The 14,149-nt window shown below is 33.7% G+C and carries 14 protein-coding genes; 11 read left to right on the plus strand and 3 right to left on the minus strand.

Features of this window, described 5'->3' with window-relative positions:
• Window position 1: 1 nt before the first annotated feature.
• The 5 genes from FGM02_RS02885 to arsM are packed head-to-tail and all read left to right on the plus strand — an operon-like array spanning window position 2 to window position 3,628.
• Window positions 2-505 carry a rhodanese-like domain-containing protein gene (locus FGM02_RS02885; protein ID WP_139956766.1) on the plus strand — a complete coding sequence of 168 codons (504 nt, stop codon included), beginning with the start codon at window positions 2-4 and terminating at the stop codon, window positions 503-505.
• Window positions 495-1,100 carry a TIGR04282 family arsenosugar biosynthesis glycosyltransferase gene (locus FGM02_RS02890; protein ID WP_139956768.1) on the plus strand — a complete coding sequence of 202 codons (606 nt, stop codon included), beginning with the start codon at window positions 495-497 and terminating at the stop codon, window positions 1,098-1,100. The genes FGM02_RS02885 and FGM02_RS02890 overlap by 11 nt, the downstream gene beginning before the upstream one ends.
• A 1-nt stretch (window position 1,101) precedes the next feature.
• Window positions 1,102-1,800, plus strand: a complete 699-nt coding sequence (locus tag FGM02_RS02895; RefSeq protein WP_139956770.1) for a DM13 domain-containing protein — start codon at window positions 1,102-1,104, stop codon at window positions 1,798-1,800.
• Window positions 1,801-1,802: 2 nt separating this feature from the next.
• Window positions 1,803-2,615 (plus strand): purine-nucleoside phosphorylase, encoded by an 813-nt coding sequence (locus FGM02_RS02900; protein ID WP_139956772.1) that lies wholly within the window; start codon window positions 1,803-1,805, stop codon window positions 2,613-2,615.
• 44 nt (window positions 2,616-2,659) lie between these two features.
• A complete protein-coding gene (gene arsM / locus FGM02_RS02905; RefSeq protein WP_139956774.1) occupies window positions 2,660-3,628 on the plus strand; it encodes an arsenosugar biosynthesis arsenite methyltransferase ArsM in 969 nt (322 codons plus the stop codon).
• Here the strand turns inward: arsM and FGM02_RS02910 are convergent, their stop codons facing one another.
• Genes FGM02_RS02910 through FGM02_RS02920 form a run of 3 tightly spaced genes read right to left on the minus strand, consistent with a single transcriptional unit; the run spans window position 3,629 to window position 6,797 of the window.
• Window positions 3,629-4,906, minus strand: coding sequence for a POTRA domain-containing protein (locus FGM02_RS02910; protein ID WP_139956776.1), 1,278 nt, complete (start codon window positions 4,904-4,906; stop codon window positions 3,629-3,631).
• Between the two features lie 2 nt (window positions 4,907-4,908).
• A complete protein-coding gene (locus tag FGM02_RS02915; protein ID WP_243739340.1) occupies window positions 4,909-5,928 on the minus strand; it encodes a glycoside hydrolase family 113 in 1,020 nt (339 codons plus the stop codon).
• A gap of 11 nt (window positions 5,929-5,939) precedes the next feature.
• Entirely contained in the window at window positions 5,940-6,797 is an 858-nt protein-coding gene (locus tag FGM02_RS02920) for a hypothetical protein (protein ID WP_139956778.1), read from the minus strand.
• Window positions 6,798-7,002: 205 nt separating this feature from the next.
• Between FGM02_RS02920 and FGM02_RS02925 the strand changes: the two genes are divergently transcribed.
• Genes FGM02_RS02925 through FGM02_RS02950 form a run of 6 tightly spaced genes read left to right on the plus strand, consistent with a single transcriptional unit; the run spans window position 7,003 to window position 14,115 of the window.
• Window positions 7,003-8,334 carry an NAD(P)/FAD-dependent oxidoreductase gene (locus FGM02_RS02925; protein ID WP_139956780.1) on the plus strand — a complete coding sequence of 444 codons (1,332 nt, stop codon included), beginning with the start codon at window positions 7,003-7,005 and terminating at the stop codon, window positions 8,332-8,334.
• Window positions 8,335-8,343: 9 nt separating this feature from the next.
• Window positions 8,344-10,047 carry a 4Fe-4S binding protein gene (locus FGM02_RS02930; RefSeq protein ID WP_139956782.1) on the plus strand — a complete coding sequence of 568 codons (1,704 nt, stop codon included), beginning with the start codon at window positions 8,344-8,346 and terminating at the stop codon, window positions 10,045-10,047.
• Window positions 10,048-10,050: 3 nt separating this feature from the next.
• A complete protein-coding gene (locus FGM02_RS02935) occupies window positions 10,051-10,533 on the plus strand; it encodes a toxin-antitoxin system YwqK family antitoxin (protein WP_139956784.1) in 483 nt (160 codons plus the stop codon).
• Window positions 10,530-11,219 carry a glycosyltransferase family 2 protein gene (locus FGM02_RS02940; protein WP_139956786.1) on the plus strand — a complete coding sequence of 230 codons (690 nt, stop codon included), beginning with the start codon at window positions 10,530-10,532 and terminating at the stop codon, window positions 11,217-11,219. The genes FGM02_RS02935 and FGM02_RS02940 overlap by 4 nt, the downstream gene beginning before the upstream one ends.
• Window positions 11,219-12,769 (plus strand): cellulose synthase family protein, encoded by a 1,551-nt coding sequence (locus tag FGM02_RS02945; protein ID WP_139956788.1) that lies wholly within the window; start codon window positions 11,219-11,221, stop codon window positions 12,767-12,769. The genes FGM02_RS02940 and FGM02_RS02945 overlap by 1 nt, the downstream gene beginning before the upstream one ends.
• Window positions 12,769-14,115, plus strand: coding sequence for a glycosyltransferase 87 family protein (locus FGM02_RS02950; RefSeq protein WP_139956790.1), 1,347 nt, complete (start codon window positions 12,769-12,771; stop codon window positions 14,113-14,115). Before FGM02_RS02945 ends, FGM02_RS02950 begins: the two co-directional genes overlap by 1 nt.
• Window positions 14,116-14,149 lie beyond the last annotated feature (34 nt).

Genomic DNA, 14,149 nt, shown 5'->3' on the forward strand with positions numbered 1-14,149 from the left:
TATGAACATAAAACTTATCTTTTTATTCCTTTTTTTATCCAGCCTATCCACTAAGGCTCAAAACGGATTAAAGGAATTACTACAAAAACACAATAGTGAAAGTATTCCATATATAAGTGTTGAAGAATTGGCCAAAGAAGACAAAAATAATTTTCTTCTTTTAGATGCAAGAGAAAAAAAAGAATTTGACACAAGCCATATAGAACAAGCTATTTTTGTAGGCTATGATTATTTCAAGCTAAGAAAAACAAAGAAACTACTTAAAGACAAGGATCAAAAAATTGTTGTGTATTGTTCTTTAGGCATACGTTCTGAAGACATTGCCGAAAAATTAAAAAAAGCAGGTTATACCAATGTTTACAATTTATACGGTGGTATTTTTGAATGGAAAAATCAATCCAAAAAAGTAATAGATTCAGAAAACCAAGCTACAAACAAAGTCCATACTTTTTCAAAAGAATGGAGTCAGTGGTTATTGAAAGGAGAAAAAATTTATGAGCACTAAAAATTTACTAATTTTATTTACTCGAAATCCAGAACTCGGAAAAGTAAAAAGCAGACTGGCAAAAGATATTGGTGAAGAAAAAGCACTGAAAATTTACATTGAATTGCTGCTACACACTAAAAAAATATCAGAAAATATTCCCGTTAGCAAATGGGTTTTTTATTCAGAAGAAATTCCGAAAAACGATATTTGGACTGCAGCTAATTTTCAAAAAAAAATACAACAAGGAACGGATTTAGGTTTCCGAATGAAAGCTGCTTTTCAGGAAGGTTTTGCTAATGGTTTTGAAAAAATCATTGTTATTGGAAGTGACATCTACGATTTGCAACAACAACATATTGAACAAGCATTTGAAAAACTTAACGATTACACTTCTGTTTTAGGTCCTTCGGAAGACGGCGGCTATTATTTACTAGGTCTAAAAAGTATGATTCCTGAAGTTTTTGAAAATAAAAATTGGGGTACAGAAACCGTTCTAAGTGCTACTTCTAAAGATTTAAAAAACAATGGCAGCCTCTATTATTTAGAGGAGCTCAATGATATTGATGTAATTTCTGACATAAAAAGCGACTCATGGTTAAACAACCTGTTGTAACATGAAATTCTTTACCAAACTTTTTCTCTTTTTTGCCTTTAGCTATCAATTAAGCTTTGCGCAGTGTTTTCGTGAAGCGCCATTTCAAGACGGCCCCGATTATACCTTAGACGGAACTGCTTCCTTAACTTTTTTACTAAACGGAACAAAAACCTTGTCCTTCGACAGTAATTTTAGTACTCCTGCAGGTCCCGACTTGCATGTATATCTATCAGAATCGGCAACGGTGAATACTCCTGGTGGCGTGCTTCAAACCCCAAACACTCTAGATCTTGGCTTGCTAAAAAGTGCTAACGGAACGCAAACTTACGATCTAACAAACCTGAATCCAGCAGTAACTTTAGCCAGCTACACTTATGTTATTATTCATTGCAAAGAATTTAACCATTATTGGGGTACAGGAACTTTTGGAACAAACCAAGGAGCAGATTGCAGTAATTTGTCTGTTAAAGAAGAAATCTTTCAAAATCTTCGCATTTACCCAACCATTGCAAATAAAAAAGAACTTTTCATTGAGCTTCCTAACGCTCAAAACACCTTGGTAAATATCCTTTCCATAACGGGGCAAAACATTAAAAAACCCGTAATTTTAACCGAAATAAAAAACAGAATAGACCTAGCCACTTTAGGCACAGGAATTTATTTTATTCAAATAAGTCAAAACAAAAACACAATTACAAAAAAAATAATCATCCCATAAAAATGATTGAAAAAATTAAAGAAACAGTTGCTTTTCTTAGATCAAAAAACATCACAGAACCAATTGTAGGAATTGTACTTGGCACAGGCTTGGGACAATTAGCAGGTCATATTAAAACAGAAGTTAGCATTGATTATGCCGATATTCCAAACTTTCCTTTAGCTACTGTAGAATCCCATTCTGGAAAATTAATTTATGGTGAATTGGGTTCTAAAAAAGTTCTTGCACTCCAAGGAAGATTTCATTTGTACGAAGGTTATAATTTTTCTGAAATTACTTTTCCAATTCGAATTTTAAAAGAACTAGGCGTTCAGAATTTATTAATTTCAAATGCTGCTGGTGCCATTAATTTGAATTATACCAAAGGAGATTTATTTTTAATTGATGATCATATTAATTTGCAAGGAGGTTCGCCTTTGGCGGAAAAAGGAATAGAAAAATTAGGGCCTCGTTTTGTGGATATGTCCGCTCCTTATTCCAAAGAATTAAACACAAAATTAAAAGAAATAGCAGCCACGAAAAATATCACTTTAAATGAAGGGGTTTATGCTGCCGTTGTGGGACCTCAATTAGAAACCCGAGCAGAATATAGATACCTAAAAATTATTGGAGCAGACGCTGTAGGAATGTCTACAGTACCTGAGGTTATTGTCGCCAACCAATTAGAATTACCCTGTGTTGCTATTTCTGTATTAACAGATGCATGCGATCCTGATAATTTACTTCCAATAAATATTCCTGAAATCATGGAATTGGCCGGCAAAGCAGAACCCAAATTAAATATTCTTTTTACAGAATTAATAAAAAGCCTATAAATTAGTACCTATCGACAAGTTCGGGGTAACAAATACAAAAAATTATGAGTTATTTAGATACAACACACAACCTTTACAAAGAAGCAGCACTCACGCCAGATGTTGGATTATGCTGCACCACCAATCCTATTTGGGAGTTACCTGGATTAAAAATTCCAAAAATAATGCAAGAAATGAATTACGGCTGCGGAAGTACCGTCAATTCTAGAGACTTGAGCAACAATCCTAAAATATTATATGTTGGTGTTGGTGGCGGTATGGAATTGTTACAATTTGCTTATTTCTCTCGTCAAAAAGGAGGTGTTATAGGTGTTGATGTTGTAGATGAAATGCTGGAAGCCTCAAGAAAAAACTTCAAAGTTGCTGAAGAACAAAACTCTTGGTTTAAAAGTGATTTTGTAGAGCTTGTAAAAGGAGATGCTTTGAATTTAAATGTAGCAGATAACAGTATTGATGTAGCAGCTCAAAATTGCTTGTTCAATATTTTTAAGGCAGAAGACTTAAAAAAAGCCATCGAAGAGATGTATCGTGTACTAAAACCACACGGACGTTTGGTGATGAGTGACCCTACCTGTGAACAGCCAATGAATGAAACCTTAAGAAATGACGACCGATTGCGTGCCTTGTGTTTGAGTGGAAGTTTACCAATTGCAGAATATGTAAAAGCCTTAACAGATGCTGGTTTTGGAACCATAGAAATTAGAGCTAGAAAACCGTACAGAATTTTAGATCCTAAAAATTATCCTACGGACGAATTGATTTATATAGAATCTATTGAAGTGGCGGCTATAAAAGATCCAATGCCAGAAGATGGACCGTGTATTTTTACAGGAAAAGCTGCTATATATTATGGTGACGAAGATTATTTTGATGACGGCTTAGGTCATACCCTATTAAAAAATCAACCTTTAGCCATTTGCGATAAAACCGCAGCAGCACTTAAGGCTTTAGGAAGAGATGATATCTATTTTAGTGAATCTACCTATCATTATGATGGCGGTGGCTGTTGCTAATTAAAAATACTGTCCGATACCAAAAACCATTCCTTGTGTGTTTTCAGTAAGTCCAAATCCGTAATCTATTCTAAATACAGCATTGAATATTTTTTTATGGATAAATCGCAAACCGACTCCTGAAAACACACGAATGTTTTCTGACTGGCTAAAGTCTCCTAAATCGCCTCCTGGATTTCTCCATGAACCAGAATCTACAAAAGCATTTCCTTGCAGACTAAAAGAATTCCTCTCAAATAAAGTTTGACGATATTCTGTGTTTAATACCACCACGCCTGTTCCTCTATCAATGGTATTTCCAACACCTCTAATATTTACATTATTATCCAATGAAAAAGGCGCAAAGGGAGAATTGTTATTTGTTGCCAAGCCTAAACGCAAACGACAGGCTAAATTCCCACTAACACCATAGCGTTTGTAATACAAGAAATCATTCCAAGCAATTGAAAATTTAGGAGAAGCGGTTTCGTCATTTGTTGTTACATATTGGTAATTAAAAATATTTTTAAAACCTGAAACATATTGATAATCATAGCTGACATTATTATACTCATAAACAAATTTATACAACTGTTTGTCCGTAATTAATTCAGTTATTGGAGGATCCGGTCTTTCATCTCCTTCTGTTCGTTTGAATTCGTAATCTTCTGTAAATAAATTTACCCCTATTTCAAATTTGTTTTTTATATCCAGTTCATAGGACAGCATGGCTTCATAGGAAACATTGTTGTATTTAAAATCTACAGGATTTCTAGGTTCAAAAAAAACAGGTTCTTGCGTGGTAAAATCTTTGTAAGCTAAGGACAAGCCCATTTTTTTCGAAAACAAATAAGGGGCTTTAAAATGAATTCCATAAGAATTGTAAATATCCTTTTGAAAAAAACCACCAAAGACCATATTCTTTCCAAACAAATTAAATTCTGAAAGTCCAATTCTATAGGCAAACTCGCCATTATTAGACGTGTACACATTAAATGAAGGAATAATGGTGAAGTTTTCTACCAATTGATAAACGACCCGATATTGCCCATTTTGTTTTTTCTCTATGGTATAACTTGCATTAGCAACCGATGGCAATCGTTTTAAAAACCGAATATCTCGCTCTACAACTGCTGAATCCAAGACACTTCCTTCCTGTAAGTTGATGACTCTTTTAAGAAAAGCCATTTTTATTTTTTTATTTCCAGAAATTTCAAAATTTTCAATAGTATTATTTTGAGAAAAGCCTATCATTCCTGAAAAAACAAACAATAGAGAGAGTGTAATAATTTTATGCATAGTTAGTTTCTTTCAAATTGCTGTTTGACTAACAATTCTGATTTTTTATTTTGTATCGTATATCCTGTATGGCCTTCTCCTCCAGCCTTCTCGTAAGTATCAAACCATTTCCATAAGAAACCTCCTTCAAACCACGATTCTTGCCAAAAGGTTTCGAAAATTGCTTGCAAGGCATTTTCTTGCGCTTCTACATTGTAAGCTCCTGCTGTGTTTGATTCCCATGGTTCTTTCGCTGTAAAATCAACACTTCGATATCCAAATTCCGTAAACAAAATTGATTTTTTAAGTGTTTTGCTATAGCTAGCTATTTCACGTTTTATAGGTTCCCACGCTTTTGTCAATTCGTTAACTGTTGCCGTTTTATTTATATGCAATGGAAAATAGGCGTCAATACCAATACAATCTAAATCTTTCCAAAAAGTTGGGTTTTGATAACTGTCCCAATTGGCTGCATAGGTTAGTTTGCCTGAATATACTTTTTTTATTTTCACAATTATTTGTTTCCAAAAATTTGGTCGTGCTACCACAAAAGCATTCAATTCTGTACCGATACAAAAAAGTTCAAAATTTTCTGATGCTGCAACTTCGGCGTAGGCCAAAATAAACGCTTCGTAGTTTTTTTCAAAGGCCTGCCAGTCATTTTCCGAGTTCATTTGAATTGTTCCTGTAAAAGTACCACCACGAATCCATATTTGAGGTTTCAGCATTCTTTTTATACCCTTCGCCTGAAAAACTTTTCCAGCTTGTTTTACTCCTTCTTTCTTTTCTCCCCACCATTGTCGTTCATGATCAAAAGTTAAAGAAGCACTATTGGCATTGGGCATAAAACCAAAAGGCATTAAAGTCACCCAGTTGGCATTCAAATTTACAACAGGAATAATCGTTTCAGCAACCACATGATTTCTAGAAGCCACAAAACTAAGACCATTAATTTTTTGGCTAAAAACAACTATATCTCGTGAAGTATCGCTACCCGCACAAGATATAATGATGAGTAAAAAAAGGAAACTGTTTCGAATCAAAAATTTCTAATTTAGTTAGATAAAAATCGCAACCCAAAGTTAATGGTTTCTCCGAGACCAGAATCTGAACCACGAACAAAATTTGTATACGAGGTTTCTAAATTAATTTTTGAGCTTATTTGATATTTAGCACCAATTCCCAATTGCGTAAATTCTTGTCCAAAATCATTCCCCAAATCAATTAAAAAATATTGCTGTGCTTGAAAATATATAGTCGACTTGTTTGTTGGAAAATAACTCAAAAAAGCGCTTACAGGAAGCCCTAAACTATTGTTGGCAAAACCTTCTTCTTTATCCCCAAAATTTAACTGCGTATCAATTTCAGTAAAAATTTGAAAATCACCACTAGGTAAGGTATAATCGTAAAAGAACTTGGTGTCCCAAACAAAACTATTTTTATCTAAAAAAACATTATTTTCAGTTTCATTGGCGACCAACGGAATAAATATAGAAGAGCGAATAGAAAAATTTCCAATATTTTTAAAAGGCTGAAAACTCACACTCGGTGCAATAGAGGTCAAACCGACTCTAGAAACTCCAGTTTCATTTTTTAATTCCAAAGGAGAAAACCAACTTTTATCTCCAATATTATTGGACTTTACATTAAATACCAAACCAAAATTTAAACGTGAATTTTCTGAAAACCCTCTAAAAATCTCAAACGTAGAGGTGAAATAATTTTCACGATCATTGTTATTTCTAAAAGGATTTTCTGTTTCGCTGTAAAAATTATTGAACCATTTTACATCCCACTGCCCTTGCTTCAATAATTTTGAAGGTGTATAGGTTCTTATATTGCTCTCTTGCGCTGTTGCGCTAAAGCTAATTACTATCGCTACTAAAAGTGCAAATACATAGTTATTTTTCATTGTTTAAATTTAAAGTAGGTGTCTAGAATACCCAAAAGTTTTACCCCTATAGAGTACCTTTCTAAAAACATTCCTTACAAAGCTTATTTATTTATATTTATTCTAAATTAAATATTCAGGGAAATTTCAAGCGTATTCTTCCGACTGAAATGCCAGCACATAGAATTTGCTTACATTTAATCAACTTCAATTACAAAATCGCAACATGAAACACATTTTAATTATTGGCAACGGTGTTTCTGGTATTACAGCTGCAAGGCATATCAGAAAATTAAGTCAACATAAAATCACCGTTATTTCTGCAGAATCTGATTATTTCTTTTCAAGAACTGCTTTGATGTATGTTTTTATGGGACATATGAAATTTGAAAACACCCAACCTTATGAAAATTGGTTTTGGAAAAAAAACAATATCGACTTGCTTAATGGGTATGTTTCTTCTGTAGATGCCGCCAATAATAAAGTGCTTTTAAGTGATGGTACAGAAATTACATATGATGATTTAATTATTGCCACCGGATCTAAACCCAATAAATTTGGTTGGCCAGGTCAAGATTTAAAAGGTGTACAAGGAATGTATTCGAAACAAGACCTTGAAAAACTTGAAGAAAACAGCAAAAACTGCAAACGTGCCGTTATAGTTGGTGGTGGATTGATTGGAATTGAAATGGCTGAAATGCTACATTCAAGAAATATTCCCGTTACTTTTTTAGTGAGAGAATCTAGTTTTTGGAACGGTGTGTTGCCTGGGGAAGAATCGGCAATGATTAATAAAGAAATTTTAGAAAACCACATAGACTTGCGACTAGAAACCAATTTGGTCGAAATTCTTTCGGATGAAAATGGACATGCCAAAGCCATTGTTACCGACAAAGGCGAAACCATTGAATGTTCTGTTGTTGGTTTAACAGCAGGTGTAAGTCCTAATATAGATTTTTTAAAAAATAGCGCTGTTGAATTGGGTAGAGGAATTTTGGTAGACAGACTTTTACAAACCAATATTAAAAATATTTATGCCATTGGCGATTGCGCTCAGCAGCATGAAGGTATTGGACAAAGAAGACCTATTGAAGCTGTTTGGTACACCGGCAGAATGATGGGAGAAACCGTTGCAAGAACTATTTGCGGCACTCCTCAAGAATACAATCCAGGGCATTGGTTCAACTCTGCTAAATTTATAGATTTAGAATACCAAACCTACGGCTGGGTATGGGCACAGCCCAAAGAAAATGAAAATCGGTTTTATTGGGAACATGCGTCAGGAAAAAAATGTATTCATATAAATTACGACAAAAACACTCATGAATTTATAGGCATCAACACTTTTGGTATCCGATTGCGACATGAACGTTTTGATACTTGGCTAAATAATAAGGCTACCGTTGAAGAAGTATTGCTGCATTTAAAAGACGCCAACTTTGATCCTGAATTTTTTGCAAGTCATGAAGAAGAAATTTTAGAAAAATTCAATTCAGAAAACAACACACAACTAAAAGTAAAAGCGAAAAGCTGGAAACGTATTTTTTTAAAAGCATAATCCCATCACATGAAAACAATTAAAAACATAGGATTACTCATCTCATTAACTGGGTTTATCATCTTTACTTCAAGTATATTTACTGGAACCAACAAAGTCTCACAAGAAATTTTTGATACTTGGTCGTCTCAAAAAATTAAAAGTGCTTTTTTTGTAGAGAAAGCACAACAAGAAATTGTAAACAAAGAATTAAGCGCGTCTGAGTTATCGAACAAAATAACGCAAATTGCCGCAGCTTCAAATCAGCATACCTACGATTTACAAGCAGAACTTCAACAAAAAATTGAACAAACTAAAAAAACAAAAATTGCACAGCAAGTCATTGACAAACGCGTGCAAGCTTACCAAGCTCAAATCAATGATTTATGGAATGAAATTATTTGGATGAAATGGAACAAAACCTCTAAAGATTTAATTTACCCATTGGCAAGAGCCTCTGCTACAGGATGGCCGCAACAAAATCAAGGTTTGTTTTTTTGGTTGACATTTGGATTGGCCATATTAGGGGGTGTTATTGCATTTGGTTCCGACTATAAATTATTAGGACCAGCAGGAATAAAAAATAACGGAATTATGCAGCATGCTGCTACCAATAGAGGCTGGATTGGAATGATTGCCTTTGCCTATTTTGTTGGCTTTTATGTATTACTATACTTCTTTCCAAATTATTTGGTAAACCCAATTTTAGCCGTAAACAAAGTGAGTTTAGGTTTGAGCGGAAATCCTTCAAGTCAGTGGTTTTTATATGGCTTTATGTATTGCTCAGTCATGTCTGTTTTTGCGGTAAGAATGTTTATTAAATACAGACACAATGCCTACCAATTGGTTAGAACAGCAGTCGTGTTATTTTTCCAAATTGCCTTTGCCTTTTTAATTCCTGAAATATTAGTTGCATTTAACAAACCTTGGTTCGACTTTAAAAATGCGTGGCCCTTAGATTATGATTTGTTTTTCGATTTAAACAAAGACTGGGGACTTTTAGGTCAAGGACAGATTGGGCTATTTATGTTGGTTTGGGGAATTGTATTGACCTTAGTAATTGTTCCCGTAATGGTCTACTTTTTTGGTAAAAGATGGTACTGTTCATGGGTTTGCGGTTGTGGTGGATTGGCGGAAACTTTGGGAGATCCTTACCGACAATTATCGAGTAAATCTTTATTTTCATGGAAAATAGAACGTTGGTTAATTCATGGAGTTTTAGTTTTTGCAGTGGGAATGACTGGTCTTACTTTATATACCTATTTTGCTGAAATTGAAAGTTGGCAAGAAATTGCTTTTGGTTTTTCTGCCTACGACATTCAAAGTTCGTATGGATTTTTAATTGGCTCTATATTTTCTGGAGTTATTGGAACCGGTTTTTATCCAATATTAGGAAATAGAGTTTGGTGTCGTTTTGGTTGTCCGTTAGCAGCATATATGGGCTTGGTACAAAAATTCAAATCGCGATTTAGAATTACTACAAATGGTGGACAATGCATTTCTTGTGGAAACTGTTCTACTTATTGCGAACAAGGAATTGATGTACGTTCCTATGCACAAAAAGGCCAAAATATTGTTCGATCCTCATGTGTAGGATGTGGTGTTTGTTCTGCAGTTTGCCCTAGAGGTGTTTTAAAATTAGAAAATGGTCCCGAAGAAAACAGATTGGATCAAAACCCAACCTTGTTAGGAAATGATGTGGATTTATTAGAATTAATAAAAAACAATAAATAAATCATGAAGCCGTCCTTTTTCTTTTTCCTAGTTTTTATTAGCCTTGCAAGCTATGGTCAAGGGATCAAAACGTACCATAAAGCCTATTACAAAAATGGTATTTTAAAAGAAGAAGGATGGCTGTTGAAAAACACTAAAAATAATTATTGGAAGTTTTATTTTTCTGATGGCACTTTAAGTTCGAAAGGCCATTTTAAAAACAATAATCCTAATAAATATTGGTACTTTTACAGCCCAAATGGCAGCCTAAAAGAAGAAGGTCATTTTAACAACGGACAAAGAGAAAACTGGTGGGTATTTTACAAAAAGAAAGAAACCCTTGAAGCAAAAAAACAGTTCAAAAAAAATAAGATAGACGGCTTTTGTCTTTTCTATAAAAACAACAAAATTTTCAAAATCGAAAAATATGTTCAAAACACCAAAATAAAGGAGTGGACAGATTTAAAAGAATTTGAAAAAGAACATAATTTATCGGATCTTTTATGACCCATATAAAAGTTATTATTCCTGCTTATAATGAAGCAGAGGCTATTGCAAATGTTGTCAAAGACATTCCAAACTTGGTAACAGAAATAATTGTTGTCAATAACAATTCAACAGATGCTACCGTAAAAAACGCCCAAGAAGCGGGTGCTACGGTTTTAAACGAGCCCCGAAAAGGCTATGGCTATGCCTGCTTAAAAGGCATGGAATATATTAGCCAACAAAAAGAACTGCCAGAAATTATTGTTTTTTTAGATGGTGATTACTCTGACTACCCTGAAGAATTGACAAAACTAATAGCTCCTATTGTAAACGATGGAGTTGATTTAGTCATTGGAGCACGTACAGCTGCCTATAGACAAAATGGAGCTATGACTCCACAACAAGTTTTTGGAAACTGGTTGGCAACTTTTTTAATGAAATTATTTTTCAAAGCCAATTTTACCGACTTAGGTCCGTTTAGAGCTATTAAATACGATAAATTGTTGGCCATGAATATGGAAGATAAAACCTATGGTTGGACGGTTGAAATGCAATTAAAAGCTTTGAAACAAAAAATGACTTATGTAGAAATTCCTGTGCAATACAGAAATAGAATTGGTGTTTCAAAAGTATCCGGTACGGTTAAAGGTACTTTTATGGCGGGCTATAAAATTTTAAGTTGGATTTTTAAATACAGTCTCAAATAATGATCTCACTCATTACAACAAATCAAATTATATTTTCAATTGGCTATGGACTTCTATTGGTTTATATAGCCTCACTTATTTTGATTTTTCTTTTTTCATTGGCGCAATTAAATTTACTTCTCAACTTAAAAAAATCTAAAAAAGAAAACAAAACAGCTCCGAAATACGATCTTTCTAACAGTTCTGAAATCCCCTATGTTACTATTCAGTTACCGGTATACAATGAATTGTATGTAATGGAACGCTTGTTAGACAATATTGTCAAACTCGACTATCCCAAAAACAGATTAGAATTTCAAGTACTAGATGATTCTACGGATGAAAGTGTAGCGAGTACCGCTCAACAAATTCAAAAACTACAAGCATTAGGACACAACATTCAACATATAAGAAGAACCGACCGAACAGGTTTTAAGGCAGGTGCTTTAAAAGAAGGTTTAACAATTGCCAAAGGAGAAATCATTGCCATTTTTGATGCTGATTTTTTACCAGAAGAAGATTGGCTGCAAAAAACAGTTCCTTATTTTAAGGATCAAAAAATAGGAGTGGTACAAACACGCTGGGGACATATCAACAGAGATTATTCTTTATTAACTCAAATTCAAGCTTTTGCCCTAGATGCACATTTTACCCTAGAACAAGTAGGAAGAAATAGCAGAGGTCATTTTATTAATTTTAATGGAACGGCCGGTTTGTGGAGAAAAACGTGTATTCTGGATGCCGGCAACTGGGAAGGCGACACCTTAACAGAAGACTTAGACTTGAGTTATAGAGCACAATTAAAAGATTGGAAATTTAAATATTTAGTAGATATAGTTGCTCCAGCTGAACTACCTGTGGCTATTAGTGCTGCAAGATCTCAGCAATTTAGATGGAATAAAGGTGGTGCTGAGAATTTCCAAAAAATGATCAAGCGAATTTTATCCTCAAAAAAAATACCCATTAGAACAAAACTTCATGCCGCTTTGCATTTATTAAACAGCACCATGTTTTTAAATGTGTTAATTGTCGGAGTTTTAAGTGTTCCGATGCTTTACCTAAAAAATTATTTTGACGATTTAAAAATCTATTTTATTGCTATGAGTTTCTTTGGTCTAAGTACCTTAATCTTTTTTATCTGTTACTGGCATATGTACAAAGAAGTGAAACAAGGCGGTGTAAAAGGTTTTGCCAATTATTTTGTTTTGTTCTTTAAGTTTTTCTCTGTAGCTATGGGATTTTCATTACACAATAGCATTGCCGTTGCTGAAGGGCATTTGGGTAAAAAAAGTGAATTTGTTAGAACTCCCAAATTCAACATGCTCAACTTAAAAGACAAGTGGCAAAAAAATAAATACATTCAAAAAAAATTAGAAAAAAGCGTTTTTGTTGAAGGCTTCCTTACTTTATACTTTGCTTTCGGAGCGCTAAGCTCTGTACTCGTTGCATACATTGGCAAACCCAATGCAATACCTTCTGAAAATTATGATTTTGGTTTACTTCCTTTTCATTTAATGTTGGTATTTGGCTTTGGTTATGTGTTTTTTAAATCTGTATTTTCAAAAAACTAATGGATTTAGGGCTTCAACATATAAAAAAAACGACTTGGTTATTCCTTTTCGTATCCATCATTTTTTATACCGTTTTTGCTTACGACTTGCATCGTTCTGAATTTGTAAAATTACTTTTTCTGTATAGCATTTTATTTACTGCCTTTATAAAATTGGTGGTTGATAATAAAAAAAACACGTCCTTTTTATTAGGAGCGGCTATTTTATTCCGACTTATTTTATTAGTTGCTACGCCTAATTTATCTGATGATTTTTATCGTTTTATTTGGGATGGCCGTATGATTTGGGAAGGACTAAATCCGTATTTGTATTTACCTGAATCCAATACACGTTTGGTTCCTGAAGGACAAGAGTTATATAAAGGAATGGGAAGTATGAATGGGAGTCATTATACCTGCTACCCACCTATCAATCAATTGACTTTTTTGGTTCCGGCTATTGTGTTTTCTAAAAATTTAGTAGGAAGTACAATTGTTATGCGCCTACTCATTATAGCAGCAGATATTGGGACTTTTTATTTCGGAAAAAAATTACTGCGGCATTTTAAGCAATCTGAACATCAAATATTTTTCTATTTATTAAACCCTTTCGTTATTTTGGAACTGACAGGGAATTTACATTTTGAAGGAGTCATGCTATTTTTCTTGGCAGCTTCATTGTATTATCTGTTTACCAACAAATGGGTGTTATCCGCTCTATTATTTGCGCTTTCCGTTTCGGTCAAACTAATTCCCTTATTGTTCTTGCCGGTATTCTTAAAGAAATTAGGCTTTAAAAAAGCAGTATTTTATTATGTGCTTGTGGGTGGCTTGAATCTCTTATTTTTTATTCCTTTTTTAAGCCAAGCCTTAGTTGATAATTTTATGTCGAGTATTCATTTGTACTTTCAAAACTTCGAATTTAATGCTAGTATTTATTATATAATTAGAGAAATTGGCTACCAAGTAACAGGCTATAATATCATTCAATCTGTAGGGAAAATCACCCCTATCCTAGTCATACTAGCAACGCTTCTAATTAGCTTTTTCAGAAAGAATCAACACCCTACAATATTATTTAGTTCTTTGCTATTCACCATACTTATTTATTATTCTTTGGCATCCATCGTACATCCTTGGTACATCGCCATTCCATTATTTTTAAGTCTATTTACCCGATATAAATTCCCTTTGGTTTGGAGCTTCTTTATTATTTTAAGCTACTCGGCCTATACAGATAGCAGTTACCATGAAAACTTAACATTGGTGGCTGTGGAATATTTAGTTGTTTTTGGTTTTATGATTTACGAACTATTTTTTAACAAGCCCCAAAAAGCAGATTTGAAAGAAGAATTGGCAATTAAATAAAATCGTTTTTTTATGCTATGCTAAAAAATTGTAC

Origin of the sequence: Flavicella sediminum (assembly GCF_006381105.1) — a bacterium.
GTDB classification, from domain to species: Bacteria; Bacteroidota; Bacteroidia; order Flavobacteriales; family Flavobacteriaceae; genus Flavicella; species Flavicella sediminum.